The 24,980-nt window shown below is 61.4% G+C and carries 23 protein-coding genes and 1 tRNA gene; 9 read left to right on the top strand and 15 right to left on the bottom strand.

Going from position 1 to position 24,980, the window contains the following annotated elements:
• Window positions 1–71: 71 nt before the first annotated feature.
• A complete protein-coding gene (locus Q5H92_RS08060; RefSeq protein ID WP_305010995.1) occupies window positions 72–1,478 on the top strand; it encodes a sugar MFS transporter in 1,407 nt (468 codons plus the stop codon).
• 140 nt (window positions 1,479–1,618) lie between these two features.
• On the top strand, window positions 1,619–2,218 hold the full coding sequence (locus Q5H92_RS08055; protein WP_305010994.1) for a hypothetical protein: 600 nt from the start codon (window positions 1,619–1,621) through the stop codon (window positions 2,216–2,218).
• A gap of 72 nt (window positions 2,219–2,290) precedes the next feature.
• Here the strand turns inward: Q5H92_RS08055 and Q5H92_RS08050 are convergent, their stop codons facing one another.
• Window positions 2,291–2,836, bottom strand: a complete 546-nt coding sequence (locus tag Q5H92_RS08050) for an RNA 2'-phosphotransferase (protein ID WP_305010993.1) — start codon at window positions 2,834–2,836, stop codon at window positions 2,291–2,293.
• A 69-nt stretch (window positions 2,837–2,905) separates the two neighbouring features.
• Between Q5H92_RS08050 and murB the strand changes: the two genes are divergently transcribed.
• From murB to Q5H92_RS08030, 4 genes are all read left to right on the top strand, one after another.
• Window positions 2,906–3,946 (top strand): UDP-N-acetylmuramate dehydrogenase, encoded by a 1,041-nt coding sequence (murB, locus tag Q5H92_RS08045; protein ID WP_369811128.1) that lies wholly within the window; start codon window positions 2,906–2,908, stop codon window positions 3,944–3,946.
• Between the two features lie 120 nt (window positions 3,947–4,066).
• Window positions 4,067–5,065, top strand: coding sequence for a fibronectin type III domain-containing protein (locus Q5H92_RS08040; RefSeq protein ID WP_305010992.1), 999 nt, complete (start codon window positions 4,067–4,069; stop codon window positions 5,063–5,065).
• A 123-nt stretch (window positions 5,066–5,188) separates the two neighbouring features.
• Complete coding sequence (locus Q5H92_RS08035) at window positions 5,189–7,540, top strand: phospholipase D-like domain-containing protein (protein WP_305010991.1); 2,352 nt, start codon at window positions 5,189–5,191, stop codon at window positions 7,538–7,540.
• A gap of 121 nt (window positions 7,541–7,661) precedes the next feature.
• Window positions 7,662–8,354, top strand: coding sequence for a DUF4919 domain-containing protein (locus tag Q5H92_RS08030; protein WP_305010990.1), 693 nt, complete (start codon window positions 7,662–7,664; stop codon window positions 8,352–8,354).
• Between the two features lie 37 nt (window positions 8,355–8,391).
• On the opposite strand, the gene Q5H92_RS08025 is transcribed toward Q5H92_RS08030, so the two are convergent.
• From Q5H92_RS08025 to Q5H92_RS07985, 9 genes are all read right to left on the bottom strand, one after another.
• Window positions 8,392–8,994, bottom strand: coding sequence for a CDP-alcohol phosphatidyltransferase family protein (locus Q5H92_RS08025; protein WP_305010989.1), 603 nt, complete (start codon window positions 8,992–8,994; stop codon window positions 8,392–8,394).
• Window positions 8,995–9,037: 43 nt separating this feature from the next.
• Complete coding sequence (gene yiaA / locus Q5H92_RS08020; protein ID WP_305010988.1) at window positions 9,038–9,478, bottom strand: inner membrane protein YiaA; 441 nt, start codon at window positions 9,476–9,478, stop codon at window positions 9,038–9,040.
• A 278-nt stretch (window positions 9,479–9,756) separates the two neighbouring features.
• The gene (locus tag Q5H92_RS08015) at window positions 9,757–10,032 is read right to left on the bottom strand and encodes a hypothetical protein (protein ID WP_305010987.1); all 276 of its coding nucleotides are present in this window, start codon (window positions 10,030–10,032) and stop codon (window positions 9,757–9,759) included.
• On the bottom strand, window positions 10,033–12,477 hold the full coding sequence (locus tag Q5H92_RS08010; RefSeq protein WP_305010986.1) for an endonuclease MutS2: 2,445 nt from the start codon (window positions 12,475–12,477) through the stop codon (window positions 10,033–10,035).
• Between the two features lie 107 nt (window positions 12,478–12,584).
• A complete protein-coding gene (locus Q5H92_RS08005) occupies window positions 12,585–13,331 on the bottom strand; it encodes a hypothetical protein (protein WP_305010985.1) in 747 nt (248 codons plus the stop codon).
• Between the two features lie 151 nt (window positions 13,332–13,482).
• Window positions 13,483–14,037, bottom strand: a complete 555-nt coding sequence (locus tag Q5H92_RS08000; RefSeq protein WP_305010984.1) for a hypothetical protein — start codon at window positions 14,035–14,037, stop codon at window positions 13,483–13,485.
• Window positions 14,038–14,365: 328 nt separating this feature from the next.
• Complete coding sequence (locus tag Q5H92_RS07995) at window positions 14,366–14,881, bottom strand: hypothetical protein (protein ID WP_305010983.1); 516 nt, start codon at window positions 14,879–14,881, stop codon at window positions 14,366–14,368.
• A gap of 78 nt (window positions 14,882–14,959) precedes the next feature.
• Window positions 14,960–15,712: a TIGR02757 family protein gene (locus Q5H92_RS07990; RefSeq protein WP_305010982.1), complete on the bottom strand. Its 753-nt coding sequence runs from the start codon at window positions 15,710–15,712 to the stop codon at window positions 14,960–14,962.
• Window positions 15,713–15,874: 162 nt separating this feature from the next.
• Window positions 15,875–16,819 (bottom strand): LysM peptidoglycan-binding domain-containing protein, encoded by a 945-nt coding sequence (locus tag Q5H92_RS07985; protein WP_305010981.1) that lies wholly within the window; start codon window positions 16,817–16,819, stop codon window positions 15,875–15,877.
• A gap of 180 nt (window positions 16,820–16,999) precedes the next feature.
• Here Q5H92_RS07985 and kdsB point away from each other — a divergent pair, with 180 nt between their 5' ends.
• Window positions 17,000–17,749, top strand: a complete 750-nt coding sequence (gene kdsB / locus Q5H92_RS07980; protein WP_305010980.1) for a 3-deoxy-manno-octulosonate cytidylyltransferase — start codon at window positions 17,000–17,002, stop codon at window positions 17,747–17,749.
• 73 nt (window positions 17,750–17,822) lie between these two features.
• Here the strand turns inward: kdsB and Q5H92_RS07975 are convergent, their stop codons facing one another.
• From Q5H92_RS07975 to gap, 4 genes are all read right to left on the bottom strand, one after another.
• Complete coding sequence (locus Q5H92_RS07975; protein ID WP_305010979.1) at window positions 17,823–18,254, bottom strand: DUF1622 domain-containing protein; 432 nt, start codon at window positions 18,252–18,254, stop codon at window positions 17,823–17,825.
• 49 nt (window positions 18,255–18,303) lie between these two features.
• Window positions 18,304–18,642 (bottom strand): translation initiation factor, encoded by a 339-nt coding sequence (locus tag Q5H92_RS07970; RefSeq protein ID WP_305010978.1) that lies wholly within the window; start codon window positions 18,640–18,642, stop codon window positions 18,304–18,306.
• Window positions 18,643–18,751: 109 nt separating this feature from the next.
• Complete coding sequence (locus Q5H92_RS07965; protein ID WP_305010977.1) at window positions 18,752–19,621, bottom strand: diacylglycerol/lipid kinase family protein; 870 nt, start codon at window positions 19,619–19,621, stop codon at window positions 18,752–18,754.
• 142 nt (window positions 19,622–19,763) lie between these two features.
• A complete protein-coding gene (gene gap, locus Q5H92_RS07960; protein ID WP_305010976.1) occupies window positions 19,764–20,771 on the bottom strand; it encodes a type I glyceraldehyde-3-phosphate dehydrogenase in 1,008 nt (335 codons plus the stop codon).
• A 318-nt stretch (window positions 20,772–21,089) separates the two neighbouring features.
• Between gap and Q5H92_RS07955 the strand changes: the two genes are divergently transcribed.
• A tRNA-Glu gene (locus tag Q5H92_RS07955) sits at window positions 21,090–21,161 on the top strand.
• Between the two features lie 119 nt (window positions 21,162–21,280).
• Here the strand turns inward: Q5H92_RS07955 and Q5H92_RS07950 are convergent.
• Window positions 21,281–24,307 carry a DEAD/DEAH box helicase gene (locus Q5H92_RS07950; RefSeq protein ID WP_305010975.1) on the bottom strand — a complete coding sequence of 1,009 codons (3,027 nt, stop codon included), beginning with the start codon at window positions 24,305–24,307 and terminating at the stop codon, window positions 21,281–21,283.
• 151 nt (window positions 24,308–24,458) lie between these two features.
• Between Q5H92_RS07950 and Q5H92_RS07945 the strand changes: the two genes are divergently transcribed.
• Window positions 24,459–24,974 (top strand): GIY-YIG nuclease family protein, encoded by a 516-nt coding sequence (locus Q5H92_RS07945; protein ID WP_305010974.1) that lies wholly within the window; start codon window positions 24,459–24,461, stop codon window positions 24,972–24,974.
• Window positions 24,975–24,980: the final 6 nt, after the last annotated feature.

The following is a 24,980-nucleotide window of genomic DNA, read 5'->3' as shown; positions in this document are numbered from 1 at the left end:
ACGAACCCAAGGCGAAAACAACGAGCCGGCCCTGTTCAATGGCCGGCTTTTTTTGTACCTTCCGCCCTTATATGGCTACTCCTGTTTCTGCTGCTGCGGCGGCCTCCACCGCTGCTACACCCGCTCGCTCCTACGCCGGCCCCATGATGCTGATGACTACCCTGTTCTTTCTGTTCGGGGCCGTCACCAATTTCAACGGGGTGCTGATGCCCTACCTCAAGGAGGTATGTCACCTCACCGATTTTGAGTCTTCGCTGGTGCCTTCGGCTTTTTTTGCCGCCTATTTCCTGATGTCGCTGCCCGCGGGCTGGGTGCTGAACCGCATTGGCTACCAGCGAGGCATTGTGCTGGGCTTGTTGGTGATGGCTGCTGGGGCACTGGTTTTCGTGCCAGCCGCCAACGCCCAAGCATTCAGCCTGTTTCTCGTGGGCCTGAGCTTGCTGGGGGCGGGTGTCACGTTACTGCAGGTGGCGGCCAATCCGTACGTTTCGGTGCTGGGGCCGGCGCGCGAGGCGGCCAGCCGCGTCAGCATTGTGGGCGTGGCCAACGGGCTAGGCGGCACGCTTTCACCGCTGGTGGGGGGCCTGCTGCTGTTTGGCAGTGCGTCGCTGCTCAAGCAGCAGCTCGCCGCCTTGCCTGCCAGCCAGCGCCTGGCCCAGGAAGCTGCGTTGGTGAAGACACCTTATCTGGGATTGGCCGCCTTTCTGGCGGCCCTGGCCATCCTCTTCTTCCTGGTGCGCCTGCCCAAAATTGAAAGCATCCCGGCCGATGAAGAAGCCACGGCCGACGACACGGCCCTGCTGGCGGGCCGCAAATCGGCGCTCGATTTCCGGCATTTGGTGCTGGGCATCGGGGCCATTTTTCTGTATGTGGGCGTTGAAGTGGGGTTGGGCGACTTCCTGATTCGCTACGGCCAGGCCCAGCATATCTTGCAGCTCAGCCCCTTCACGCAGGAGCTGGTGCAAAAGCTCAACGCCATCACCAACTTCGGCCTGCTCGTTATTGGCCAGCGCCCGCTGCCCATCGACACGGCCCACGGTTTCACGGCGGCCGTGGGGGCCGTGATGGTCGCATCTTATTGGTTTGGGACAATGGTGGGGCGCATTGCCGGCATTCCGCTGCTGCGCCGCTACCCCGACCGGCCCCTGCTGGTGGGCGTCTGCGCCACGGGCGCCCTGCTGGTGCTGGGCTCCATCGCGCTGCACGGCGAAACGGCCCTGTGGCTCATCGTGCTGTGCGGGTTGATGAACTCCATCATGTGGCCCGTCATTTTCCCGTTGGCCATCAAAGGGTTGGGTCCGTTCACCAAACAGGGCTCGTCTTACCTCATCATGGGCATCGTGGGCGGTGCCATTATTTCGCTGCTCATGGGCTGGCTGGCCACGCACGGCGGCGGACTGCGGGTGGCGTTTGTGGTGCCCGCGCTGTGCTACCTCTACCTGCTGTTTTACGCGATGAGTGGCTACCGGGTGCGATAGGTTGATTGTAATGTAGGGGCGGGGCCTGCCCCTGCTCGCCGTTAAACGATTCCTCGTTGGGTTGTTCAACAACGGGCGGGGGCAGGCCCCGCCCCTAGCTCCTGCGCTGAACTCCCACCGATACCGTTCGTAGTATCCCAATGCAAACGCCGCCCACTCCCCGCCCCTACCGCCTACTCAGCGCGGGCAACGTGGCCCTAGTTTCGTTGGCCGTGGTGGTGGTTACCACAGTGGCGGTGTGGCTGCTGGGGCTGGGGCAGCACCGTACTCTGTTTGCCAATTCGCTGATTTCGACCAGTATCCTGTTCGCGGCCTTTTTCCTGTTCACTGTCGTGGGCCTCTACCACGGCGTGAAGCTGCGCGACGACGTGGGCCGCCTCACCGAACGCATCAGCCGCAAAAACTTCCCCGGCACCAGCGGCCTCGAAAACCTGCCCGATTTCGATTTCTCCGAGGGCCACGGCATCCTCGGCATTCTGGCGGCCATTGTGATGGCCGTGGTGGTGGCCATCCTGGCCGTATTCGTCATCTGGCTAGTGGGCGCGCTGCTCTGGACGGGCATCCTCATCTTCGCCGCGATGCTATACTGGGTGTTTTTCCGGGCGTTGCGGTTGGTGTTCAAAAACTCGAACCGTTGCCGGGGCCGCTTGGGCGCCAGCCTGTGGGAAGGCTTCTGGTACGCCTCGCTCTACACCTGCTGGATTTACGGCATCATCATGGCCGCGCATTATTTGCGGTAGCCCTGTAGCGTGGACTCTGCGAGTCCGCGCCCGGGAGCACGTTCGCTCAGGCGCGGACTCGCAGAGTCCACGCTACAGGCCACCCAAGTACTGCGGCGGCACAGCATCGACCAGCCACACGCCGTTGCCGGATTCGTAGAACTCGATGCCGGCCGCATGCATGGCTGCCGCGGCCACGGTCAGAATGACGGGCTGGCCGCGCCGGGCGCCCACGCGGCGGGCCGTTTCGGCATCGGGCGAGAGGTGAACGTGGTGCCGCTCCATTTTTTGCAGGCCCGTTTGGCGAATGGCGGGCAGCGCCGCCGGGGCCGTGCCGTGGTAGAGCAAGGCGGGCGGCATGGCCGCCACCAACTGCAAATCCACCTCGACGCTGTGGCCCTGCTGCGCCCGGATGCGTGTACCGTCGGCGTCAAAAGCGAAACGTTTTTTGTCGTTGCCGGCCACAATTTCGGTCAGCTCCACTTCGCCAATGGGCGTGCCGTGAGCGGCGCAAGCGGCCAGCAATTCGGCAACCGGCACCCATCCGCCTTCCTGCAAGGTCAGGCCCAGTTCTTCGGGGTGGTGGCGCAGGTGGTAGCTCAAAAACTTGCTGAGGCGGGTGGCTTGCTTGGTATCCATGGGCGCAAAGGTCGGTGGGGCTTTTGGAATGGAGGCCGCGCGCCCAAGCCCCGCCCCTACCTTTGCGGCATGATGCCAACGCTCGAAGAAAACGTCTCCCTCCGCCCCTACAACACCTTCGGCCTCGATGTGCGGGCCCGCTACTTCGCCCGCTTCGCCTCGGCCGACGAGCTGCGGGCGCTGCTGCAGAACCCGCGAGTGCAGGCCGCCGAAAAGCTCATCCTGGGCGGCGGCTCCAATCTGCTCTTCACTCAGGATTTCAACGGCGTGGTGCTCAAAAACGAGATTCGCGGGCTGGAAATCACCCACGAAGACGCCAACACGCAAACGGCCCTGCTCCGCGCCGGGGCCGGCGAAAGCTGGCACGGCCTGGTGGAGTACAGCCTCGACCAGGGCCTGAGCGGCCTCGAAAACCTCTCGCTCATTCCCGGCACGGTGGGCGCCTCGCCCCTGCAAAACATCGGCGCCTACGGGGCCGAGCTGCGCGACACCTTCGACCACCTCGAAGCCGTCGAAATCAGCAGCGGCGCGTTGCGCGTGTTCACGGCCGGCGAGTGCGGCTTCGGCTACCGCGAAAGCGTGTTCAAAAACGTGCTCAGAGGCCAGTTCGTGGTCACGGCCGTGGTGCTGCGCCTGCACCGCCGGGCCCGCCCCAACGTGCGCTACGGCGCCCTTTCCGAAACCCTAGCCGAATTGGGCATCGAAGGCGAGCCCACACCGCAGGATGTGAGCCAGGCCGTCATCCACATCCGGCGCAGCAAGCTGCCCGACCCGGCCGAAATCGGCAACGCGGGCTCCTTTTTCAAAAACCCCGAAGTGTCGCAAGCCAAGTTCGACCACCTCAAAAGCCAGCACCCCGACCTGCCCGGCTACCCCGTGCCCGGCGGCGTGAAAGTGCCCGCCGGCTGGCTCATCGAGCGGGCCGGCTGGAAGGGGCTGCGGCGCGGCCCCGGCGAGGGCACCCACGGCGTGCACGCCCGCCAGGCCCTGGTACTGGTGAACCACGGCGGCGCCACAGGCGGCGAAGTGCGCCAGCTGGCCGAGGAAATCATTGCCTCCGTGCGGGCACAGTTCGGGATTGAGCTACATCCAGAAGTTAATATTTTGTGATATAATATCACTATGTATCAGCCATAAATTTATAGGCCTGAGCGGCAGGGAATGAAGAATTTATACCGAGATTTGCATACGCGCTTCTTTTTTCGGTCTACATATTTTTCAATTCACGCTATGACCAAGCTGCTACTTTTGGCCGGCTTATTTGCCGGTTTCGCCACCGCCCAAGCGGCCCCGGGCCCCACCGCCCCGCCCGTTCTCACTGTGAAAGCCGCCCGGGCCCTAGGCGCGGGCAGCACCGTGACGGTGCGCGCCGTGGTGCTCAACGGCACCGAGCTGGGCAACATCCGCTACATCCAGGACGCCGAGGCGGGGCTGGCTCTCTACGCCCAGCCGGCCAAGCTGCCGGGCTTCGGCGAGCTGCGCGCCGGCGACAGCGTTCAGGTCACCGGCCAGCTCAAGCTTTATAACGGGCTGCTGGAAATGGACCCCGTGGCCTCGTTCCACAAGCTGGCCGGCGGGGTGCGCCTGCGCGCCCTGAAGGTACCCGTGGCGCAGGCCACCACCGCTTTTGACGAAGCCAACGAGGGCCGCTTGGTGGAAATCGTGGGCGTGACGCGCCTGGCCACCCCCACCGGCACACCCGCCACCACGCTGGCCGGCAACGCCAACTACCTCCTCAACGGCCTGCCCGGCACGCTGGTGCGGGTGGGCGCCGCCAGCACCGGCCCCGAAGGCCTGGTGGACGCCGTCCCGCCCACCGAAACGTTCGACGTGCGCGGCATCATGAGCCAATACGCCCCCGGCGGCACGGGCGGCTACCAGCTGTTGCCGCGCCTGGCCTCCGACCTGGTGCTGGGCGGCGGCCGGCCCCGCCTCACCGAAGAACCGGTGCCCGTGAACGTGAGCACCACCGGCTTCACCGTGGTGTATTCGACGCTAAACCCCGGCGACACCCGCGTGCGCTACGGCCTCAGCGCCCAGGAGCTGAAGGAAAGCCGTACCGACCCCACCCTCACCACGCATCACAGCCTGACGCTGAGCGACCTGATTCCGGGCACTACTTATTACGTGGAAGTGAGCTCGCGCAACGCCGCCGGCACCGAAACGGCTACGCCTGTGCCTTTTATCACCGGCAACGGGAAGCGCGTGCGCGCTGGCACTAAAAATTAAGCGCGGGTGTTGGGGCGGCCACGGGTGCTTTCAGCGGTTCGTTTCGCTGAAATTCAGCATCTTTGTATTTCCGTCTCTCACCTAATCTTTAAAGTTTAACCGTTTCGTAACTCTGTTTTTTTCATGAAGAAACTTACTCTGCTGGCGCTGCTGGCGTGTGCCACCTTCGGGCACGCGGCTTCGGCCCAAACTGTGATTAGCATTGCGGCGGCGCGGGCACTGGCCCCCACCACCAACACCACCCAAGGCCCCACCGTGACGGTGCGCGGCATTGTGACGAACGGCGACGAGCTGGGCTCGTCGGTGAGCGTTATCCGCTACATTCAGGACGGCACGGCGGGCATCGGCGTCTACACCACTGGCTCGCCCGCCACAGCGGCCCTGGTGAACCCCTTAGTGCCCGGCGACAGCATCATCGTGACGGGCGGCCTTAAGAGCTTCCGCGGCCTGCTGGAAATCGACCCCATCACCTCGCTCACCGTGCTGGCCGGCAACCGGCCTGTGCCGGCGCCGGTGGTGTTTCCCTCGGCCCAGGCGGCTTCGGCCTACGCTGAGCAGTACGAAGGCATGCTGGTGCGCATCAACGGCCTGACGTCGGTGAACACAACGGGTGGTGCTTCGGTGACGTCCTTCACGGCCAACACTACCTACCGGCTGAATAACAACGCCAACCTGGTCACCTACGTGCCCACCAATTCCAATGGCCCCGACGGCCTGATTGGCAAGCCCAGCCCCACGGGTACCTTCGATGCCGTGGGCATCATGAGCCAGTATACCTCGGGCGCTACCGTCACCACGGGCGGCTACCAGCTGCTGAACCGCAAATACGGCGATTTCATCCAAGGCCTGACCCCGAATCTGACCAGCACGCCCATGCCGAGCAACATCAGCACCACGGGCTTCACGGTCACGTTCAACACCTCGAACACCGGCAACACGCAGCTGGCGTATTCGACCACGCCCACGGGCACTTTCACGACAGTGGCCGGCAACACGGCCCTCACCACCACCCACACCCAGACGCTGACCGGCCTGCAACCCGCCACGGTGTACTACGTGCAAGCCATTTCGGTGAACAGCGTGGGCCGCTCGGAGTCGCGCGTAGTGCCCATGATTACGGCCTCGCTCTCGTCGGGCCGCATGCGCACCTACTTCACCCGCCCCGTGGATAACACGCTGGCCCTGGCCGGCAACGCCGCCGTGTACGCGCCCAACGGCAGCATTGCCGACACGCTGGCCCGCTACATCGGCCGTGCCACGCAGACGCTCGACATCACCATCTATAACTGGAACAGCGCCACCATTCTCAATGCTGTGAACGCCGCCCAGGCCCGCGGCGTGGCCGTGCGCGTGATTTATGAGGATGACAATGCCAACGTGAGCATCAGCAGCCTGAACTCGGCCATTCCGCGCATCTTCCGCCCGGCCCAGACCGGCAGCAGCGGCAGCTCCATCATGCACAACAAGTTTGTGGTGATTGACGCCAACAGCACCAACCCCAACGTGCCCATGGTGTGGACGGGCTCGACCAACTGGACCCCGGCCCAGCTCAGCACCGACCGCAACAACGTGGTGACCGTGCAGGACCAGAGCCTGGCCCGCGTGTACACGCTGGAATTCAACGAAATGTGGGGCAGCACCACGGCTACGCCCGGTACGGCCCTGTTTGGCTCGCGCAAAACCGATAACACCCCGCACTACCTGCTCATCGGCGGCAAGCGCGTGGAGTCGTGGTTCTCGCCGACTGACAACGTGAATGCCCGCCTCATCGAAACCGTGCGTACCGCTGATTTCGACATGCACATCCTCTCGATGCTGGTGACGCGCACCGACATCGGCCGCGCCATTGCCGACCAGGTGAGCCAGCGCAACATCGCGCAGTGCTCCGACGGCCTCACCAACGACACCAGCGGCGTGGCCGGCTTCGTGTTCCGCACCATCCGGGGCGGCATGGGCGCGCGCTACCTGCTCGATAACCGCACGGGTATCATGCACCACAAAACCCTGATTGTGGACGCCAGTGCCCCGCAGTCGGACCCGACGGTGTTTGTGGGCTCGCACAACTGGACGGCTTCGGCCGACACCGAGAACGACGAAAACACCCTCGTCATTCACGACCAGCGCATCGCCAACCAGTACTACCAGGAGTATGCTGCCCGCATTGCCGAGCAGAACCAGGGCATCACGGCCTGCCGCATCACGCTGGCTACCAAGGCTGGCACAGTGCAGGCCAGCACGATGCAGCTCTATCCCAACCCCACCAAGGGCAGCTTCAATCTGCACCTGGCCAGCACGGCCGCCCGCACCGCCACTGTGGTGCTACGCGATGTGACCGGCCGCGTGGTGCTCACCCAGACCCAGCCCCTCACCGGCACCGACCTGACGGTGGACGCCTCGGCGCTGAAATCGGGCCTGTACATGGTGCAGGTGACGACGCCGGAGGCCACGCAAGTGAGCCGCGTGGTGGTGCAATAAGTACCCGAATAGCTTTGCTTGAAAAGGCGGCCTCCGAATGGGGGCCGCCTTTTTTTGTGCGCGGGTATCGGTTAATTGCGCGGTCGTTGCGTTTCAGGCTTCAAAACGCCACTCCGCTGCCATGAGACTTTTGCTGCTACTCGCCGGCCTGCTGTTCACGTTCAGTGCGCAGGCCCAGAAGATTTCCAATGTTGATTTCGACGAAATCAAGCGCGAAACCACCAACCCGGGCTCGCCCTATTATTTCCCCAAGCAGTTGACCCGGCTGCAGGTGTCGGATTCGACTTTGCAGGCGAAAGATTACCACTACCTGTACTACGGGCAGGTTTTTCAGAGCAGCTACAACCCTGAAGGCTCCAGCGAAGCCTCTGAAGCTTTCACCAAAGCCTTCGCCGCTAAGCAATACCGTGAAGCCCTAGCGTTGGGCGCGAAGGACCTGCGTGCCCACCCGTTCAACCTGCGCCTTAACACCGAAATGATAGTGTGCGCCAGCCAGGCCAGCGGCCGCCGGCTGGCCCAACGCTACGCCAACCGCTACTTCGGCTTGCTGCGGGCCCTGCGCGGCAGCGGCGACGGGCACAGCCCGGCCACGGCCTTCGTGGTAGTATCGGTAGACGATGAGTACACGCTGCTGGGCTATTTCAACCTGGATTACAGCGGCCAGTCGCGGGCGGGCACCACCGATATCTTCACGTTGAAGCCCGTCGCCGAAGCCTCGGCGGCCGGCAGTCAGCAGCATTTTGAGGGCCGGGAAATCTATTTCAACGTCAGTCAGCCGCTGAATTACCTTGGCAACCAGCTCAGGGATAAGTAGTCATTCCCGAGTATAACCTGATTTTATTGTTGGCTTATCAGCCATTCAGCAGCTTATAGCGCCTGATTGGCTGGTTTCGGCGCAACCGAAGCGCGTGGTAGCAGGTGGGCACGTCGTTCGTCCACCGGGGCAGCAGCAGCAGAATGGCAATAATTTCCACCCGGCTCAGGACGCCGAGATAGAAGGAAATATTGAACAGCAGCCCCGAGTTGCCGGTGCTCAGAATCTGGATGAGAGCGGCTGCCGAAACCAGTACCCAGCCCTTGGCGCCCCAAGAATGCGTGGCAATTTCCTTACGAAATTTGAGGTAGCTTACGGCATACGTCAGCCCTTCCAGCCCAAGCAGTGTCCACAGTTTGGCCGCGTTTTGCGCAAAGAAACCCGGCCAGGCCAAGTACGTGGCCACCAGCACCAAGCCCCAAAACACCTGGTCCACGGCCGAATCGAGCCGGCGCAGCTTTTCGCTCGATATATTCAGCTGCCGGGCCACGATGCCATCGAACACGTCGGTAAGCACGCCCAGCGTGAGCAGCCCCACGGCCAGCGCCGCAAAGTGCGCCACGCCCCGGCAGCTGAGCGCCACCAGCAGCCCCCCGATGGCCAGCCGGGAATAGATGAGCGCCAGTGGAAGGTACTTCACGGCCTATTCTGGACGAAGTGAGGCAAAACAGAAGCCGAATGGGCTACTGGCCAAGGTCGGACTGCTCGGGCCGGCCCTGGCGCATGGTATCGCGGGTATTTTTCTGCACCGCGATGGCCGCGAACAAGCTCAGCACGAATGACATGGCATAGAAGCCTTTTTCGCTCAGCGTGAGGGTGGCATTCCAGAGGCCCACCGTGAGGAGTAGCACTGTCAGCAACACCGACACCCAGCTGATGCCGTAGTACAGGTTGGTAACGGGGATGCCTTCGAGACGGTCGCGCACGCTTTTCTGCACCGAAATGGCAGCGAACAGGCCGTACATGAGCACCGTGAAGTAGTAGCCCTTCTCGTTGAGGGCCATCTGGGCGTTCCAGAGGCCGACGTTGAAGGCCACTACGCCCACAAGCAGCGCCACCCAAGAGGCGGCAATGAAGGCCGGTGAAGTTTGCGGAACAGACGGGCTGGGGCTTTGGGGTTGCATGGTGGTTGGGGAAGGTGAGGACTACGGCCGAAAGCTACTCAGTTGCTTTTGGCAATGCTATGCAAACGTACGGGCAAGCAGACACAGACCGCCAAGTGATTTTTAGTTTCATCTGACTTTTCAAATAAATTTCTCACTACCGAAATAATGACCAGACCCTTCTAAAAAAGAAGCCCAGGCCTTATTCAGGGCTGGGCTTCTCTAATTATTCAGGGACTTTGCGAAAGTCAGTTTATTGCTGGTTTACTATCAGCAACACCTTGTTCTTTGCGTGTTTTTCAATTCTCATTGCTTTGAACTTCGCCAACCGGGGGCTGCCGCCGAAACTTTGAAACGCCCCACCAGCCCAGAAATAAGCCGAGGGTCAATTCCAGCGCGAAGGTGACAAAAGCTTCCTTCACCTCCAGATGAAGGCCAGGATTATTCGGCAGGGCAGCCCGTAGCTCCAGAGCCTGAACCAGCGCCAGCAAGCTTTTCGACAGCATCGCTAGGCCCAAAACCAGACCAAACAGCCCGACCAGAATCCGTCCGGGCTTTCCGTTTCGGCCCGCCATTTACTTCAGCACCGCAATGGTCACGCCGTCCCCGCCCCTATCGGGGTGCTCGTCGGCCACGCTGGCCACGGCGCGCTGCGAGCGCAGGTAGTCGCGCACCACCTGGCGGAGCACGCCGTTGCCGCGGCCGTGCACGAACTTGATTTCGGGCATGCCCAGCATCACGGCGTCGTCTACGAAACTCATGGTTTTGGTGAGGGCGTCCTCGGCGCGCTCGCCGCGCAGGTCCAGCGTGGGGCTGAAGCCAGCCATGCGGTCGGTGATGTTCACGCTGTTGCCGCCGCCCGCGCCGCCACCGCCCAGGCGGCCGGCTTTGGCCTTGGCGGCCTGCTCCCGCTCCCGGATTTCGGCCCGGCCCAGCTTTTCGAGCTGGTTGAGCTTGGTCAGCGTCTTCAGGCCGCCGAACATCACTTCGGCCGTCTGGCCCTTCACGCTCACCACTTCGCCGTAGCCATCTTGGCCGAAGAGGGCCACTTTGTCGCCGGCCTGCACGGCCCCGGCCACGGCGCGCTCGCGAGTAGCCTTGGGCTTGGGCGGCTCAATCTGTAGCTCCTTCTTCACGAAGTTGTCGAGCTTCTCGCGGGCGGCTTTGTTGGTTTCCTTCTCGGCGTTGCCGCGCCGGATTTCGCCAATGGTGGCTTCGATTTGCTGGTTGGTGTTCACCAACAGGGCCTTGGCCTGCTGCTTGGCAGTGCGCAGGGTTTCGATTTTGGTGTCTTCGAGGTGCTGCTTGAGGTCCTGGTATTCCTTGGCGGCACTCTTGAGGCGGCGCTCGGCTTTGGCGGCCTCGGCGGTGCGCTGTTCGAGCTCGGTTTTCTCTTTTTCGAGGCCCTCAAGCAGGCGGTCGTAGCGGATTTTGTCCTTGCCCACCAGCTGGGTGGCGCGCTCCACTACCTCCTTCGGCAGGCCGATTTTGCGGGCGATTTCGATGGCGAACGACGAGCCCGGCTTACCCACTTCCAGCCGGTAGAGCGGTTGCAGCTTCTCGGGGTCGTAGCGCATGGCGCCGTTGACGAGGTGCGGGGTGCGCTCGGCGAAGTTTTTCAGGTTGGTGTAGTGCGTGGTGATGACGCCGTACACGCGGGCCCGGTTCAGCTGGTCGAGCACGGCCTCGGCGATGGCGCCGCCCAGGCTGGGCTCGGTGCCGGTGCCGAATTCGTCAATCAGCACCAGGCTTTTCTTGCCGGCCAGCAGCAGGAATTGCTTCATGGCCAGCAAGTGCGACGAATACGTCGACAGGTCGTTTTCCAGGCTCTGCTCGTCGCCGATGTCGAGGAAAATGTCCTCGAACACGCCGGCTTCGGAGTTGTCGGCGCACGGAATCAGCAGGCCCATTTGCAGCATGAACTGCACGAGGCCCACCGTTTTCAAACTCACCGATTTGCCGCCCGCGTTCGGGCCCGATATCACCAGAATGCGCTGCTCGTGGTTCAGCTCCAAATCAAGTGGCACCACCTGGCGGGCGTCGCCGGAGTCCTTTTTATGCTGGGCGAAGGCCAATTGGAGTAACGGGTGGCGCACGCCGTGCCAATTCAGCAGCGGCTTGTTGTGCAGCACCGGCAGCTGGCAATCCAGGGTCACGGCCAGCCGCGCCTTGGCCCGGATAAAGTCAATCAGCCCCAGGTACGCATAGGCCTTGCGCAGGTCCGGGATGTGGGGCCGGAGCTGGTCCGTCAGGGCCGTGAGGATGCGAATCAGCTCGCGGTGGTAGGCGTTGTCGAGGTCTTTGATATCGTTGTTGAGCTCAAAGACTTCAGCCGGCTCAATGTACACGGTCTGGCCCGAGGCCGATTCGTCGTGAATCAGGCCCTTCACCTTGCGCTTAAACTCGGCGATGACGGGCAGCACCAGCCGCCCGCCACGTATCGTCGGCTCGGCGTCGGACGGAATCCAGCCCTCGTTTTTGGCCTGGCGCAAGATGCCGGCAATCTGGCGGCGCAGCTGGCCTTGGCGGGCAATGAGTTCCTGCCGAATCTGGCGCAGCAGCGGGCTGGCGTCGTCGCGCACGCCGCCGTCGTCGTCCACCACTTTGTCGAGGTTGGCCAGCAAATTGCGGTCGACCTGTACGCCAATGCCCAGCAGGCGCAGCGTGGGGTACTGGTCTTCATCGGCCTGGGTGAAGAAGGTGAGCGCCTGCCGGATGGTGCGCAAGCTCATCTTCACCTCAAAAAACGCGGCCACATCAAGATAGGCGCCCGGCAGGGCCGCGCGCTTGAGGTGCACCTTGGCATCGTGGTAGTGCGAGGCCGGAAAATCGGCCCCGGAGCGCAGCAGATAAGTAAATTCGTCGGTTTGCTGGAGGATTTTCAGCAGGGGCTCGTGCTTGGGCTGGAACTCCATGCGGGCCACGTACTGCCGGCCTAGGGCCGAGAGGCAGTTGGCTTCCAGCTGCTCGCGCAGGGTGCTGAAGCCGATTTTTTGTTCGAAGTGTTGAGGTAAAAGCAAGTAGTGAGTCGTTCGGTTCGGGGCGGAATTAGCTCCACGAAGGTAAACAACGAAGTGCCCGGGAAGATTTCCGGGATGTTAGCAAACCAGCGCCCGACGGGTACTGCTTAGGCCCCGGCCCCGGCACGCTGGTTGCGCTGGTACAGGCCGATGTACAGCCCCGTGAACGTGAACAGGCGCAGCCCCACCGTCCAGTCCACGCCCGGCACAAAAAGCAGTACCACGCCCAGCGCCATCAGCGCGTAGCACAGCCCGGCCAGGGCGCGGCCCAGCCCGCTCTGGTAGAAATTGGGGCGGTGCAGGCTTTCGCCGGGCGCGCCGGTTTCCACCACCTGCCCTTGCAAAGTGCGGCCCAGGGTGAGGGCATCGACGAGGCCGGGCAGGTGGGTCTCGGCGGCCGGAATGGCTTTTTTGGGCCGGTCGGCCAGTTGCAGCATCGGGCCCTGATTGGGGTAAATCTTGATATGGTCGCCGCCCTGCGAGGCCAGCTCGCCATAGCCCGCGATGTCGCTCAGCGGGTAATCAGTGGGCTGCAGACCGTAGGCGATGCTGCGGTCGCGCGGCTCTAGCCGCAGGGTTTTGGGCGTGAGCGTGGCCAGCACGGGCAGCATGCTGCGGCGCATCAGCGGCCAGGCGGCGGCCATCATCAAGAGACTGGTGAGCAGCAGGCCGCCGCCCCAGGCCATATTGCCATCGCTTAAAAATAAGCAGGCCCCGATGAGCACCGGCAGACCGAACGCCGGCAGCAGAATACCGATTATCATCAGTCCCATGCGCACCAGCACGAGGTGGCTGCGCAGCGTGGCGGGATGGTTGGAAGTTGGGTTGGCAGCTGCGGAATCGGGCGCGCTCATATGACAAACCATTGGGGTTTAGAGGGCTGCCAAATTATTTGGTTGTCAGGCAAAATGCAAATTGAAGCTGCTGCTCCCCCTGCTAACGCCACGGCTACCACTACCGCCTCGCTAGCGCCGTCAGGTCTCAGCTTGCGGCGGCCAGGTCCCATCAATTTCCCTTGCGGCGCTCCCGGGCCGCCAGCCAAGAGGCCACATAGGCCGCGTAGCCGCCCAGCGCGCCAATCAGGCTTCCGCCTCGCACCTGTCGGTCATTCGTCAGTATCATCCAGGCCGCCCACACCAGCAACGCCGTGAACGCCACCAGCACGACGGTTGAAATTGGCTTTTCGAAAAAAGTGGGCTCCCGCACCACCGGGTGCGCCGCCCCAGCCGGCTGCGGATGAGCGCCCAGCGCCGCTTCGAAAGCCGCCACCATGGCGCCAAAAGGCTGCTCGCCGTACAGCTGCGAGTTCACGGACACCTTGTAGCGGCTGCCGTCCTTCAGCGTCAGGCGCAGCTCTTCGCTGCCGTTGAAACTCTGGGCCCGGTAGGCGGCCACCTGGGCGTAGGGCACCTGCACCTCCTCGCTGGCCCGGATTTTCAGCACCACCACCCGGTCGGGGCCGACAGTGACGCGCGTGGGGATGGCGCCAGCGGCTTTGCAGGCCCGGTACAGCCCCACCAGTCCCGCTCCCACGACGCCGATGTACCAGACCTTTCCCAACGTCCGTTCGTGTCAACTCCCAACAGCTTGCCGCCGCCAATGGCCACCAACAGCACGGCCGCCAGCCCACCGAAGAATACGAGCAGCAGCCGAAGGGTATTGGTTTGGGTGAGTTCGAACTCTTGTTTCATTCTCAATTGCTGGATTTCTTGGGTTGCAAACCTATTTATTTTCCACCAGCACCGGGACAGCCGAAGCTACTCCAGTGTTGGTGGCAGGGGCGCCAAGGGGGTTAAGTAGCATCATGACGACCTGAACAGCTTTTGAATCAGGAGTTGTGCACCCAATTAGCAGCGTAGCTAGACGACCGTCCACATCTATTTCCCTCTCATAAACTAAATGGCGCGTCTCTTCGAATGACATGCAACTCATCATTGTGCTGATTATACCTGCTTATGGCTTCTTCAAATGCCTGCACCATACTTCTAAATTCCTTCGCATCCCGATAGTAGCTATAGCTACTCAGAAAGAATATATGGTCTGCTCTCCCTTCCAGAACGATTCTCAATTCAACTTTAAATCCACCTTCAATAAAACGATAAGAGACAATTTGCTTGAAATGGATTTTCCGTTGCCAGTTAGTACGAAGGTTTAAAACTGTAAAACCGTCTGAATTAACCGTTATCAACATCGGAACACTGCTAACGGTACCCGCATAATTGAGCAACGCCCACATCATTCCGACAACAACTGCTACGCCCCAACCCACGGCAAGCGTTAAGTTATAATCGGCCAACTGATAGGCTCCATCCAAAGCCACTGCTTTGATGATAAGTGCCACCACAGCGAGGGTCAGCGCAGCACCTAAGAAATCGATGGTTCGTACCTCGAATTGCGTTTTCATGGGCTGCTGAATGGAAATAGAACATGCTTTACGTCGGTTTATCCCAGCATTTATTACAGCCCTTTCGCGCGCAATTACTTACTTATCCACGCCCGCCCCAAACAGCGCGAAGTCATACTTCACCGGGTCGGTGGGGTCCAGCAGGCGCAGGTTGGCGGTCAGTTCTTCGGCGGCTTCCCAATCCACGAGCTTGCGGGTGAGTAGGCCCAGCGGGCGGGCCTGCCGCTCCACGTGCACGTCGATGGGCATGATGAGGTCGGCCGGCGAGAGGCGCGTCCAGAGGCCGAAGTCTACGCCGTGGCCGTCGCGGCGCACCAGCCAGCGCAGGTACATGTTCACGCGCTTGCAGGCCGATTTGCGGGCCGGCGTGGCCACGTGCTTGCGGGTGCGCTGGGGCGCATCGGGCAGGCTGAAAAAGCGCTGGTGGAAATTAATGAGCCGCTCCCGCTGCGAGTGCCCCACCAAAAACGCGGTTTCCAGCGAGTCGTGCTGCCGGTACCAGTCGCGCAGAAAATGCACGAAATACAGCAAATCGGTATCGCAAAACGTGCGGTGGCAGAAGCCCAGCAGGCGCTTGAGGTCCTCGTCCTGGTGCTGCGTCACAAACTGATAAGGCGCGTCGTCCATCCGGCGCAGCAGCTCGTTGCACTTGTTGATGATGGTGGGCCGCTGCCCCCAGGCCAGCAGCGCCGCAAACAGGGCCGAAATCTCAATGTCCTGCCTTTGGGTGAAGCGGTGCGGGATTTGAATGGGGTCGTTTTTAATAAATTCGGGCCGGTTGTAGCGCTCGTACTGGGCGTCGAGCTGGCGGCGGAGCTGGGCGATGTTCAAGGAAGGGGAAATGGTTTAGGAAGGTAGAAGCAACAACAAAGAGAACGTCATGTCGAGCTTGCCGAGACATCTCGCGTGCCGAAGTAAATAATTACTCTGGCACGCGAGATGTCTCGGCAAGCTCAGCATGACGTTCTACTTTTCAACCTAGAGTTTACTGCCCTACTGCGGAATGTAGTTCGTCTCGACCCGAAACCGCGCGTCGGCGGTGCCCAGCTTCTGCACGGCGCGGGGGGAGAGGCGCACCAGAATGTTGTTGTTCTCGCCCGTATCGGGCAGCTTGCCGATGACGCGCACGTACACCGAGAGGCCGTTGCCGCTGTTTTTCACCTGCATGATGGTGCCCACCGGGGCCGTTTTGTGCAGAGCGAGGTACTTGTCGGTCACATTATTCTCGATGGGTGCGCCCAGGCCGCTTTCCACCACACGCGAGAGCAACTCGCCGGCGCGGGTGGGCGTGCGTTCGGCTTTTTCCTCCCGCTCTTCCTTTTTATCTTCTTTTTCGGCGGGGGCCGCGGGCGTCACCGTGGCAATCTGGGCGGGCTTGTCGGGGGCCGGCGGGGGCGTCTTAGCCACGGTGGTGGTGGGCACGGCTTCTACCTCGGCCGGGCGTACCGGCGCGGTGGCCGGCTCGGCCGTCCCGCCGCCGGACAGCACCAGCTGCTGCCCCACACGCACTGTGCCGCCCGCGGGCAGCTTGTTGAGGCGAATGAGTTCGTCGGGCGTGAGCTGGTACTTGCGGGCAATGCCGAAGAGGGTTTCGCCTTTGGCCACCGTGTGCCGGGTGGGCATGGCGCCGGTAGCGGCCGTCGCTTTAGCTGCGGCGGGCGCGGCTTTGCCGGCGGCCGGACGCGGCACGTACACGATTTGGCCGATACCTAGGCCGTTTTTAATCTGCGGATTGGCGGCGGTGAGCTGGGCCAGCGTGACGCCGTAGCGGCGCGTGAGGGCGGTGAGGGTTTCCCCGGCGCCCACGCGGTGCTTCACAAAGCGCTGGCCGCCGCGCATCTCCACGCCAATAGAATCGGTGGGCGTGCCTTTAGCGGCCGAGCCCTTGCCCGGGCCGCCAAGGGCCAGTATCGTGAACAGCGAAAGGATTACAGTCATAAAATCAACCTTGCAAAATCAGCTCCACTCCGCCCCCAAAAATCAGTGGGGCGGGCAGCTAAGGCAAAATAACGCAAAAACCGGCGGGTAATTGGCCGCGCTCCCGAAGCATTTCGCCCCAAAGCCATTGTTTGCCACCTAATTTTGATGCTTTCTCCGTATTTTCTTCTTGCGCTTCGCATGGTTCTTGGCCTGATTCCCGCCCGTTTTGCCTCCACTCGCCTGCCCGGCAAGCCGCTCGTCGACCTCGGCGGCCGCAGCATGATTCAGCGCGTGGTGGAGCAGGCCCGGCAGGCCAACTTGGCCCGCGTGGTGGTGGCCACCGACGATGCCCGCATCCAGCAGCACGTGCAGGATTTCGGCGGCGAGGCCGTGCTCACCCGCCCCGACCACCCCAGCGGTACCGACCGCCTCTGGGAAGCCTTCCAGCAGCTCGGCAGCCCCGCCGACGTGCATTGCATCGTCAACATCCAGGGCGACGAGCCCTTCATTCACCCCGGCCAAATCAATGCCCTCGCCGATTTATTTGCCGATGCCGCCACTGCGCCCGACATCGCCACGCTGGTAAAACCCGTGCTCACCGACGAGGAACTGTTCAGCCCGCACCTGCCCAAAGTGGTGCTGAACCAGTTGGGCCACGCCATGTATTTCAGCCGCCACCCCCTGCCCTACCAGCGCGGCCGCGAGCCCGAGCAGTGGCTGGCGCACCACCGCTACCTGCGCCACCTGGGCCTTTACGCCTACAAGCCCACGGTATTGGAGCAGCTCACCCGCCTGCCCGTTTCGCCCCTTGAAGCGGCCGAAAGCCTGGAGCAGCTCCGCTGGCTCGAAGCCGGTTTCCGCATTCAGTGCGCCGAAACCGAGCTCGAAGCCTTCGGCATCGACACGCCCGAGGATGCCGAGCGGGCCCGGGTGCGCTTGGCGCGGTAGCGTGGACTCTGCGAGTCCGCGCATTGCGTAGGATGTTCGGATTGGCGCGGACTCGCAGAGTCCACGCTACAGCCTAATCCGCCCGCTCTACCACGTGGTTTTCGGGCGTGGCTTCGTGCCGTTCCTCGCGCATTTCGCGCGAGAGGAAGTAGTTCAGCGCTGTCCGAATCACGGCAATGGCGCCGAGCTTGCCAATCTGCTCCCAGCTTGGGGCAATGGCCGTGGAAAGGATATCTGCGCCCAGCTGAAACTCCAGCGCCAAGGCTAGGTACCGCGCCAGCGCCAGCCGAATGGCTGTGAAATCGGCCGTTTCACGCTTGGCCAACGCTTTCACCAGCAGCCAGCCCGCGCTGAGAATGCCCAGCGCAATGATGGTAGCGCCCACCGTTTCGACACCCAGCTTCAGCCACAGCACCGCGCTGATGACGCCGCTTTCAGCCTGCCCGTGCGCGGAGGTAACGTCGCGGGCCGCTTCGGGCAGGGCGGGAAACTGGAGGAGGAACATGGGCAAATGCGGTTGAGCAATGAATTGGCAGTACGGCTAACAAGAACAATTAGCCGCCGGCTTTTTTGGCTTTGTAGCCTTCCTTAAGCAGCACTTCCAGCACTTTGTCGCGGAAGTCGCCCTGCACTACTATTTCGCCATCTTTGGCGCTGCCGCCCACACCACACTTCGTTTTGAGCAGCTTGCCGAGGGCCTGCAAGTCGGCGTCGGCGCCCACAAAGCCGGTCACGAGCGTCACCTGCTTGCCGCCGCGCTGCTTCTTGTCGAGTTGCACGCGCAACTGTTGCTGCTGGGGCGGCAGCGTGGCGGCCTCCGTGGGCTCGTTGTTTTGGTAAGAAAAATCGGGGTTAGTCGAGTACACGACTCCGGTGCGGCTGGGCTTTTTCATTTAACAATTAACATTTATCATTTAACAATCCGGCCGTTCCTTGTAAGCTCAGGCATTCTTCAGCATCATCGAACATCTATTAAATGTTAAATGACACCTGTTAAACGACCTAAACGGCCACGGCTAGCGCCAGCGGCAGCAGTTCTACCTCAAATTCGGTGGCGTGGCCCAGGTAGTCGCCATCGACGTGAAAGCCGATGGGCGCCGCCGCCCGCACCCGCGCCTGCGGCACCCGAAAATACTCCGCCGCCTTGGTTTGCGGCAGGGTGCCAAGGGCCATGGCCAGGCTCACGCGGAAGGCCCGCATGGCGGGCAGCGCATCAATCAAGCACACATCGAGCAAGCCATCGCGCAAGTCGGCCAGGGGCGCGATGTAGGCGTTGTTGCCGTATTGCGAGGCGTTGGCGAAGGCCAGCACATAGCAGTCGGCAGTCAATTGCTGGCCGTTGAGGTCTGCTTCCACCGCCACCGTACGGTAGCGCCGGTACTCGCGCAACGTCACACGCAGGTAGGTGCTCAGGCCCCGCGAGCCCGCTTGCGCAAAGTGCTGGCTCACGTGCGCATCGAAGCCCAGCCCGGCGGTGCAGAAAAACGGGTGCCCGTTCATCATCCCCACGTCCATGCGGCTGAAATCGGGCGTCGCCAACCGGCGCAGCGCGGCGGGCAGGCCGAGCGGCACTTTTAGGTGGCGGGCTAGGCCATTGCCCGAGCCTTGCGGAATGATGCCCAGGGCCGCATCCGTTCCCAGCAGGCCCCGGCCCACCTCGTTCACGGTGCCGTCGCCGCCCACGGCCGCCACCACTGCAAACCCTTCGGCAGCAGCCCGTTGCGCCAATTCTACGGCGTGCCCGGCGTATTCCGTGTGCCGGATTTCGTAGTCGGCCTCCTGTGCCCCAAAATGCCGTGCAATGAGGCCCGGCATGTCGTGGCGGCGGCTAGGGCCCGCTTTGGGGTTGAGAATGAAACAGGTTTTGGGCATGGCAGACGCACAGGCAATGAATGCCGGACGAATCGTGAAAAAAGCGGCTTCTATAAGCCCCAGATGTTTACTTAAACAGAAAACGCCGCCTACCCCGCCACGGATGGCGAAGCAAGCGGCGTCTTGTTTACGAGGCCGGCAACTAACCGTTCATCTGCTCGCCGAGCTTCTGAATCAGGTCGGCCGTACGGGTCGAGTAGCCGGTTTCGTTGTCGTACCAGCCAATTACTTTCGCCAGCGTGCCGTTGGCCGAGGTCAGCTCAGAGTCGAAGATGCAGCTGTGGGGGTTGCCCACGATATCGATGCTCACAATCGGGTCGGTGGTGTATTCGATGATGCCTTTAAGGGGGCCATCGGCGGCGGCTTTCAGGGCGGCGTTGATTTCCTCCTTGGTCACCTCACGCTTCAGAATCACGGTCAGGTCGGTCATCGAACCATCCGGCACGGGCACGCGCATGGCGAGGCCGTCGAGCTTGCCTTTCAGCTTGGGCAGCACCAGGCCCACGGCCTTGGCGGCGCCGGTGCTGGTGGGGATGATGCTGTAGGCGGCGGCGCGGGCGCGGCGCAGGTCCTTGTGGGGAGCGTCCTGCAGGTTCTGGTCCGAAGTATAAGCGTGCACCGTTGTGATGTACCCTTTCTCGATGCCGAAGGCGTCGTCCAGCACTTTGGCCATCGGGGCCAGGCAGTTGGTGGTGCAGCTGGCGTTGCTCAGGATGGTTTCGGAACCGGTGAGGATGTCCTCGTTCACGCCCAATACCACGGTGGGGATGTTGCCGGTGGCGGGGGCCGAAATGACAACTTTTTTGGCGCCAGCGGTGAGGTGCTGGCCCGCGCCGGCTTCGTCCACGAAGCGGCCGGTCGATTCCAGGACCACGTCAACGCCCATTTTGCCCCAGGGCAGCAGCTTGGGGTCGCGCTCGGCAAGGGCGGCAATTTTCACGCCGTTCACGGTCAGGCTTTCCTCGTCGTAGCTCACAGTGCCGTCGAAGCGGCCGTGCACGGAGTCGTACTTGAGCAGGTGGGCGAGAGTTTTGTTGTCGGTGAGGTCGTTGATGGCGACGATTTCCACGTTGTCGCGGCCCAGCAGCGATTTGAAAGTGAGACGGCCGATACGGCCGAAGCCGTTGATGGCGACTTTAATTTTAGCCATGGTGAAACAGAAAGGTGGTAAGTGACAGCCCCCGTGCTGGCGACTGGTTTAAAAGTGGGGCGAAGATAGTAGAATGGCGCGGGTTAGCGGCCGCATTGCGCGACGCGGGCCAACAGGGGGTTCGATTCCCCTGCGGACTACAACAACCGGAAAGGCCTGATTGGAGTTTCGGCCCTCAAGCAGACGGACCGATTGAAGCAGCTTATAAATTTTTCAGCCTGAAAAACAGGCTATTTCCCTTCGTAAGCCATTTTTTTCAGGCTCGGTACTTGCACGGAAAGCCGAACGCCGTACCTTTGCATCATCAAAACGAAAAACGGTCCGTTCGTCTAGGGGTTAGGACAGTAGATTTTCATTCTACCAACAGGGGTTCGATTCCCCTACGGACTACTCAGGTCACCAGAAACACCCTGCAAATCAAGCGTTTGCAGGGTGTTTTCTTTTGTGGGTAAAACATAGGTAAAACATTTGTTAGGATTGTCTGCGCGACACTAGTTCTCGTGTCGTCCTCAATGCGGCCAATGGTCGACTAGTATCTGACATCTGTCTGCACCAAACAATGCCTGCGCGACGGGTTCCACTTCTACCCACGGCGTCCCCGCGTCCGTCACACCGTGCTGTGCGAACAACAAGATTTCTCCTCGGGTCAGCGTGGGTATCTTAAGCAAGGGCAGCGCATCAACTGGCAGACCAACCTCAAGACGTGTGCTGATAATATTCAGGTCTTCGTCGTCGAGCAGTAATTCTGGGTGGAGCGCCTGCATGATGGGTACCACGGAGCGGAAGTGATAACGAGTGGCCTCCGCAATGCGTCGTACATCGCCGGGGCTCATTCCTGAGAAAACAGCGTTTGGTGAGTTGCTGTACGTTTGCTCCAATGTCTCCATCGGCATGCCTTCAATCCAGTCAGCCACCACAAGGGCTCGTTTCGCGCGGCGCTGGTAAGACAATGGGTCTGGAAGGAAGCGCTGGTATAATTGCACGAGGTCATTACCGATTCTGTGCGTGGCGTGGAAGGGCCAGGTCTTCTCTTTGTTTCCATTGCGGAGCATGGGCGTATACGTGTCATCCATCTCAGGAAGTACCTGGGTCAGTGCCAGAAGGCGCTCCAACGACAGCGCACCCATACCCTGTGACTTATTCAGGGTCAGCAGACGTGCGATAGAATCGAACGACAATGACGAGTTCGCGCAAGCGAACCCCACCAGCGTTAACTGTAGGACGGGCCCCTCCTGCTCGGCTATTCCCAGTCGAATTAGGTCGAAAATGATATTTTCCACATTCGCGTCCATCTGGGTACGCCAGTCTGGATTGTTGCGGCCGGCCACATACCCACCGTACGTATTCGCCAGCAGCGTTGCCACCTCTTTGCGGCGTACCTGCGGAATTTGAGCCAGCAACCGCAGAACCCAAGTTGCCAGATTGCCGCTGGCGAAGGAAGAGTGTAATGCCTCAGGCCGCCCGAGTACGTAGCGTTGAAACAACTGCTTGCGCTCCATCGGCGTGCTGGCCACGATGAACGACTGGCCTCGTTCGTTGTAGCCCAGCCGCCCAGCCCGACCCACCATGTTCTTGTACTCGGCAATCGTGAACGGGCGCTGGTCTTCGCCGACAAACTCTGTTTCACCAAGAATAACTGCCGACGCGGGCGTGTTGATGCCGGCCGCGAGTGTGGTAGTGGCTCCCAACACCCGCACCTTGCCGTGGGGGGCGCGGAAGGCACGCTCCACGACCTCACGTTCCTCACGCGCCAGGTTCGTATTGTGAAACGCGGTGCCGCCACGTAGGCAATCGCGCAGGCGGGCCGAAGTAGAAGAGCGGTCTTGGGCAGGTAAAGCGTCGATTAATTCAGTGGCTTCTGGCAGGCCGAGGTCTTTGGCTAGGTATCCGGCTACTCCCTCGGCCTTGCCTCGCATGTTGCGAAATACAATGAGCTTAGCCGTGGGCTCACTGCTCAGGAGTGCTTGGGCCAGGGGCACAATGACATCCTGAGCGCTCGGTTTCTCACGGCGTGTCACAACTACATGCGGAGGCAGCATCTGCCGGGTTTGAGACATGCCCGTTTCTGGGTCCACATACTCAAACAAACCAGTACGGTCGATAACGCCCTCCTCCAATGGCACAGGTCGTTTGGTGCTAATGAGGGCCTGGCAGCGTAACCAGTGCTCGAACCCATTCGTGTTACCGATGACCGCCGAAAGGGCCACCAGTTGCGGTGTGATGCCACGCTCCCGGGCCGAGAGGATGTACGTGAGCAACAATTCTACACTGATGCCCCGGCCCGGGTCGGTAATGAACTGAGCTTCGTCGATGACTACCACCCCGATTCGGCTGAGCGTGCCCTGACTCCTGACGACGAGGTTGAGGAACATCTCATAGGTGAGCAGGGCGATGTCGTATTTGCCCCGCACGAAGGCATTGGTGGCATCCTGGAAGTCGCCAGTGCACCGGATGACGCGCAACCCCAAGGTATCCCCGTAGAGGGCGGAGAACTGCTCAAATTTCTCGTTAGCCAGGGCTTTGTATGGCACCAAGAATACTGCTCGTTGCGAGTTTGTCGCGGCCTTGACTGCTGCCAGTTCCCCGATGAACGTCTTCCCACTGCTAGTAGGGGCTACAACCAGCAACGACTCGCCGTTGAGCACGTGGTAGTCGTTGACGGCGGCCAGCTGCAGTTCATTCAAGCCTTGGGGGAACTGCTGCGTCCACACTTGGAGCACTTCTTCGGGCAAGCCAAAACCCGCTAGGTCGGCAATCGCCGGGGAAACCTGTAGGCCAGTTTGCTCAGGAAAGGCTTTGTAATAATGCTGGCCAGCGTGCAGGGCCGGAATAACGAAGCCACCCTCGAAGTCACCCACCCATTTTGGGGTTTGCGTGAGGCCTAGACGCTGGGCCTCTGCTCGCACCCGGCCCGTTACCTCGGCGAGCAGCCCCCCCACTTCTACTGGCCCCGCAGCGGCTTGTAGTGCCTCACTGAGGGCGGCGGTTAGTAAACCGTGGCCCGCGGCCTCCCAGGCTTCTTCATCGACGTTGGCGGCAGCTAGCAGTACCCGCCCGCGCCCGGCAAAATTATTCTCCAAAGAGAACCCTGTGCCGCGCGACTGCACGCCATCCTCAATCACCTTCGCCGACGCGCCTCCGCTAAAACAGCAGTCCAGCACCAGTAGGATATGGCGTGCCCGACTGTTTCGGAACCGCTCGGCCAAGCTGGCCATCGAAATGGTGGTATCCACTAGGTTCAGTAGGTCGGTGTCGTGCGTGACGATGCGGTGGCTATGCGTGCCGTGGCCCGAGAATGCCAGCAGCACCGTGTCTACTTCAGTTGCCGCATCAAGCGTCTGAGAAAGCAGTTCCTCAATGCGGGCCTGGGTGGCATCCTCATCAACCAGCAGTGCCGGGTCGGTGTTGGGCAAGGTGTCTTGCCAGAGCGCCCATAAGGCCGTCGCATCTCGACGAGCGCAACTGAGGTCGGAAATATCGCGGTCGAGATGTCGGTTAATACCGATGAATCCGGCCAGTAAACGAGGCGTGGGCATGGTGTAAGGTGGTTAAGAGCAAGCTACATTGGTGAGCCAAAAGCATCACTACCACAATCATGCGTGTCAGTTGTTGCCGATACCCACTAACTAAATTAGCCGGCCGGCGGTAATCATTACTGCCTTTCACGCCATCTGCTTCTGAGTCTCCATGCACATTGACGACTGCACTCACTCTTTCAGCGACTTAACTACCGCCGTCTTGCCAACTTATTTAGAGCGCTTGCATGATACTCGCCAGTGCCCCTGGCCCGCATCGGTGTTCTCACAACCTGGATACGGGGTGGCTTCCATTGCGAAAGAACTTGGCCTACCCGGCGACTTCAGCGGCTGCTATGTGCTGCAGGACGGGCGTACGCCCATTTACGTAGGCATCTCGCGGGGCGTGCTGAACCGCCTGCGCCAGCACATGCTCGGCAAGGACCACTTCAGTGCCAGCCTGGCCTATGCGATGGCGAAGAAGGACCACCAGCCCACGGAGAAGACTCGAAAACTGGTCATGGGAGCGACCAATTTTGACCTCGCTTTCCAGAAGTCACAGACGTACCTTCGCAGCCTTTCCATCGGCGCGGTTGAGATTAATAATCCGCTGGAGCTGTACGTCTTCGAGGCCTACGCCGCGATGGCGTTGGGCACCGCCGAGTGGAACACCTTCCGAACCCACTGACCTACT

The organism is Hymenobacter mellowenesis, assembly GCF_030581005.1.
GTDB classification, from domain to species: Bacteria; Bacteroidota; Bacteroidia; order Cytophagales; family Hymenobacteraceae; genus Hymenobacter; species Hymenobacter mellowenesis.
The sequence above is the reverse complement of the archived record's forward strand: the minus strand, read 5'-3'. Positions and strand labels throughout refer to the sequence as shown.

Excerpts from the sequence above, each read along its gene's own strand:
- Q5H92_RS07965 (WP_305010977.1), bottom strand. The coding sequence starts at position 19,621 with ATGCCCAAAACCTGTTTCATTCTCAACCCCAAAGCGGGCCCTAGCCGC.
- Q5H92_RS07945 (WP_305010974.1), top strand. The coding sequence starts at position 24,459 with ATGCACATTGACGACTGCACTCACTCTTTCAGCGACTTAACTACCGCC.
- Q5H92_RS07950 (WP_305010975.1), bottom strand. The coding sequence starts at position 24,307 with ATGCCCACGCCTCGTTTACTGGCCGGATTCATCGGTATTAACCGACAT.
- Q5H92_RS08035 (WP_305010991.1), top strand. The coding sequence starts at position 5,189 with ATGAAGAAACTTACTCTGCTGGCGCTGCTGGCGTGTGCCACCTTCGGG.
- kdsB (WP_305010980.1), top strand. The coding sequence starts at position 17,000 with ATGGTTCTTGGCCTGATTCCCGCCCGTTTTGCCTCCACTCGCCTGCCC.
- yiaA (WP_305010988.1), bottom strand. The coding sequence starts at position 9,478 with ATGCAACCCCAAAGCCCCAGCCCGTCTGTTCCGCAAACTTCACCGGCC.
- murB (WP_369811128.1), top strand. The coding sequence starts at position 2,906 with ATGATGCCAACGCTCGAAGAAAACGTCTCCCTCCGCCCCTACAACACC.
- Q5H92_RS08060 (WP_305010995.1), top strand. The coding sequence starts at position 72 with ATGGCTACTCCTGTTTCTGCTGCTGCGGCGGCCTCCACCGCTGCTACA.
- Q5H92_RS07975 (WP_305010979.1), bottom strand. The coding sequence starts at position 18,254 with ATGTTCCTCCTCCAGTTTCCCGCCCTGCCCGAAGCGGCCCGCGACGTT.
- Q5H92_RS08015 (WP_305010987.1), bottom strand. The coding sequence starts at position 10,032 with ATGGCGGGCCGAAACGGAAAGCCCGGACGGATTCTGGTCGGGCTGTTT.
- Q5H92_RS08050 (WP_305010993.1), bottom strand. The coding sequence starts at position 2,836 with ATGGATACCAAGCAAGCCACCCGCCTCAGCAAGTTTTTGAGCTACCAC.
- gap (WP_305010976.1), bottom strand. The coding sequence starts at position 20,771 with ATGGCTAAAATTAAAGTCGCCATCAACGGCTTCGGCCGTATCGGCCGT.
- Q5H92_RS08030 (WP_305010990.1), top strand. The coding sequence starts at position 7,662 with ATGAGACTTTTGCTGCTACTCGCCGGCCTGCTGTTCACGTTCAGTGCG.
- Q5H92_RS08005 (WP_305010985.1), bottom strand. The coding sequence starts at position 13,331 with ATGAGCGCGCCCGATTCCGCAGCTGCCAACCCAACTTCCAACCATCCC.
- Q5H92_RS07995 (WP_305010983.1), bottom strand. The coding sequence starts at position 14,881 with ATGAAAACGCAATTCGAGGTACGAACCATCGATTTCTTAGGTGCTGCG.
- Q5H92_RS08040 (WP_305010992.1), top strand. The coding sequence starts at position 4,067 with ATGACCAAGCTGCTACTTTTGGCCGGCTTATTTGCCGGTTTCGCCACC.
- Q5H92_RS07970 (WP_305010978.1), bottom strand. The coding sequence starts at position 18,642 with ATGAAAAAGCCCAGCCGCACCGGAGTCGTGTACTCGACTAACCCCGAT.
- Q5H92_RS08055 (WP_305010994.1), top strand. The coding sequence starts at position 1,619 with ATGCAAACGCCGCCCACTCCCCGCCCCTACCGCCTACTCAGCGCGGGC.
- Q5H92_RS07985 (WP_305010981.1), bottom strand. The coding sequence starts at position 16,819 with ATGACTGTAATCCTTTCGCTGTTCACGATACTGGCCCTTGGCGGCCCG.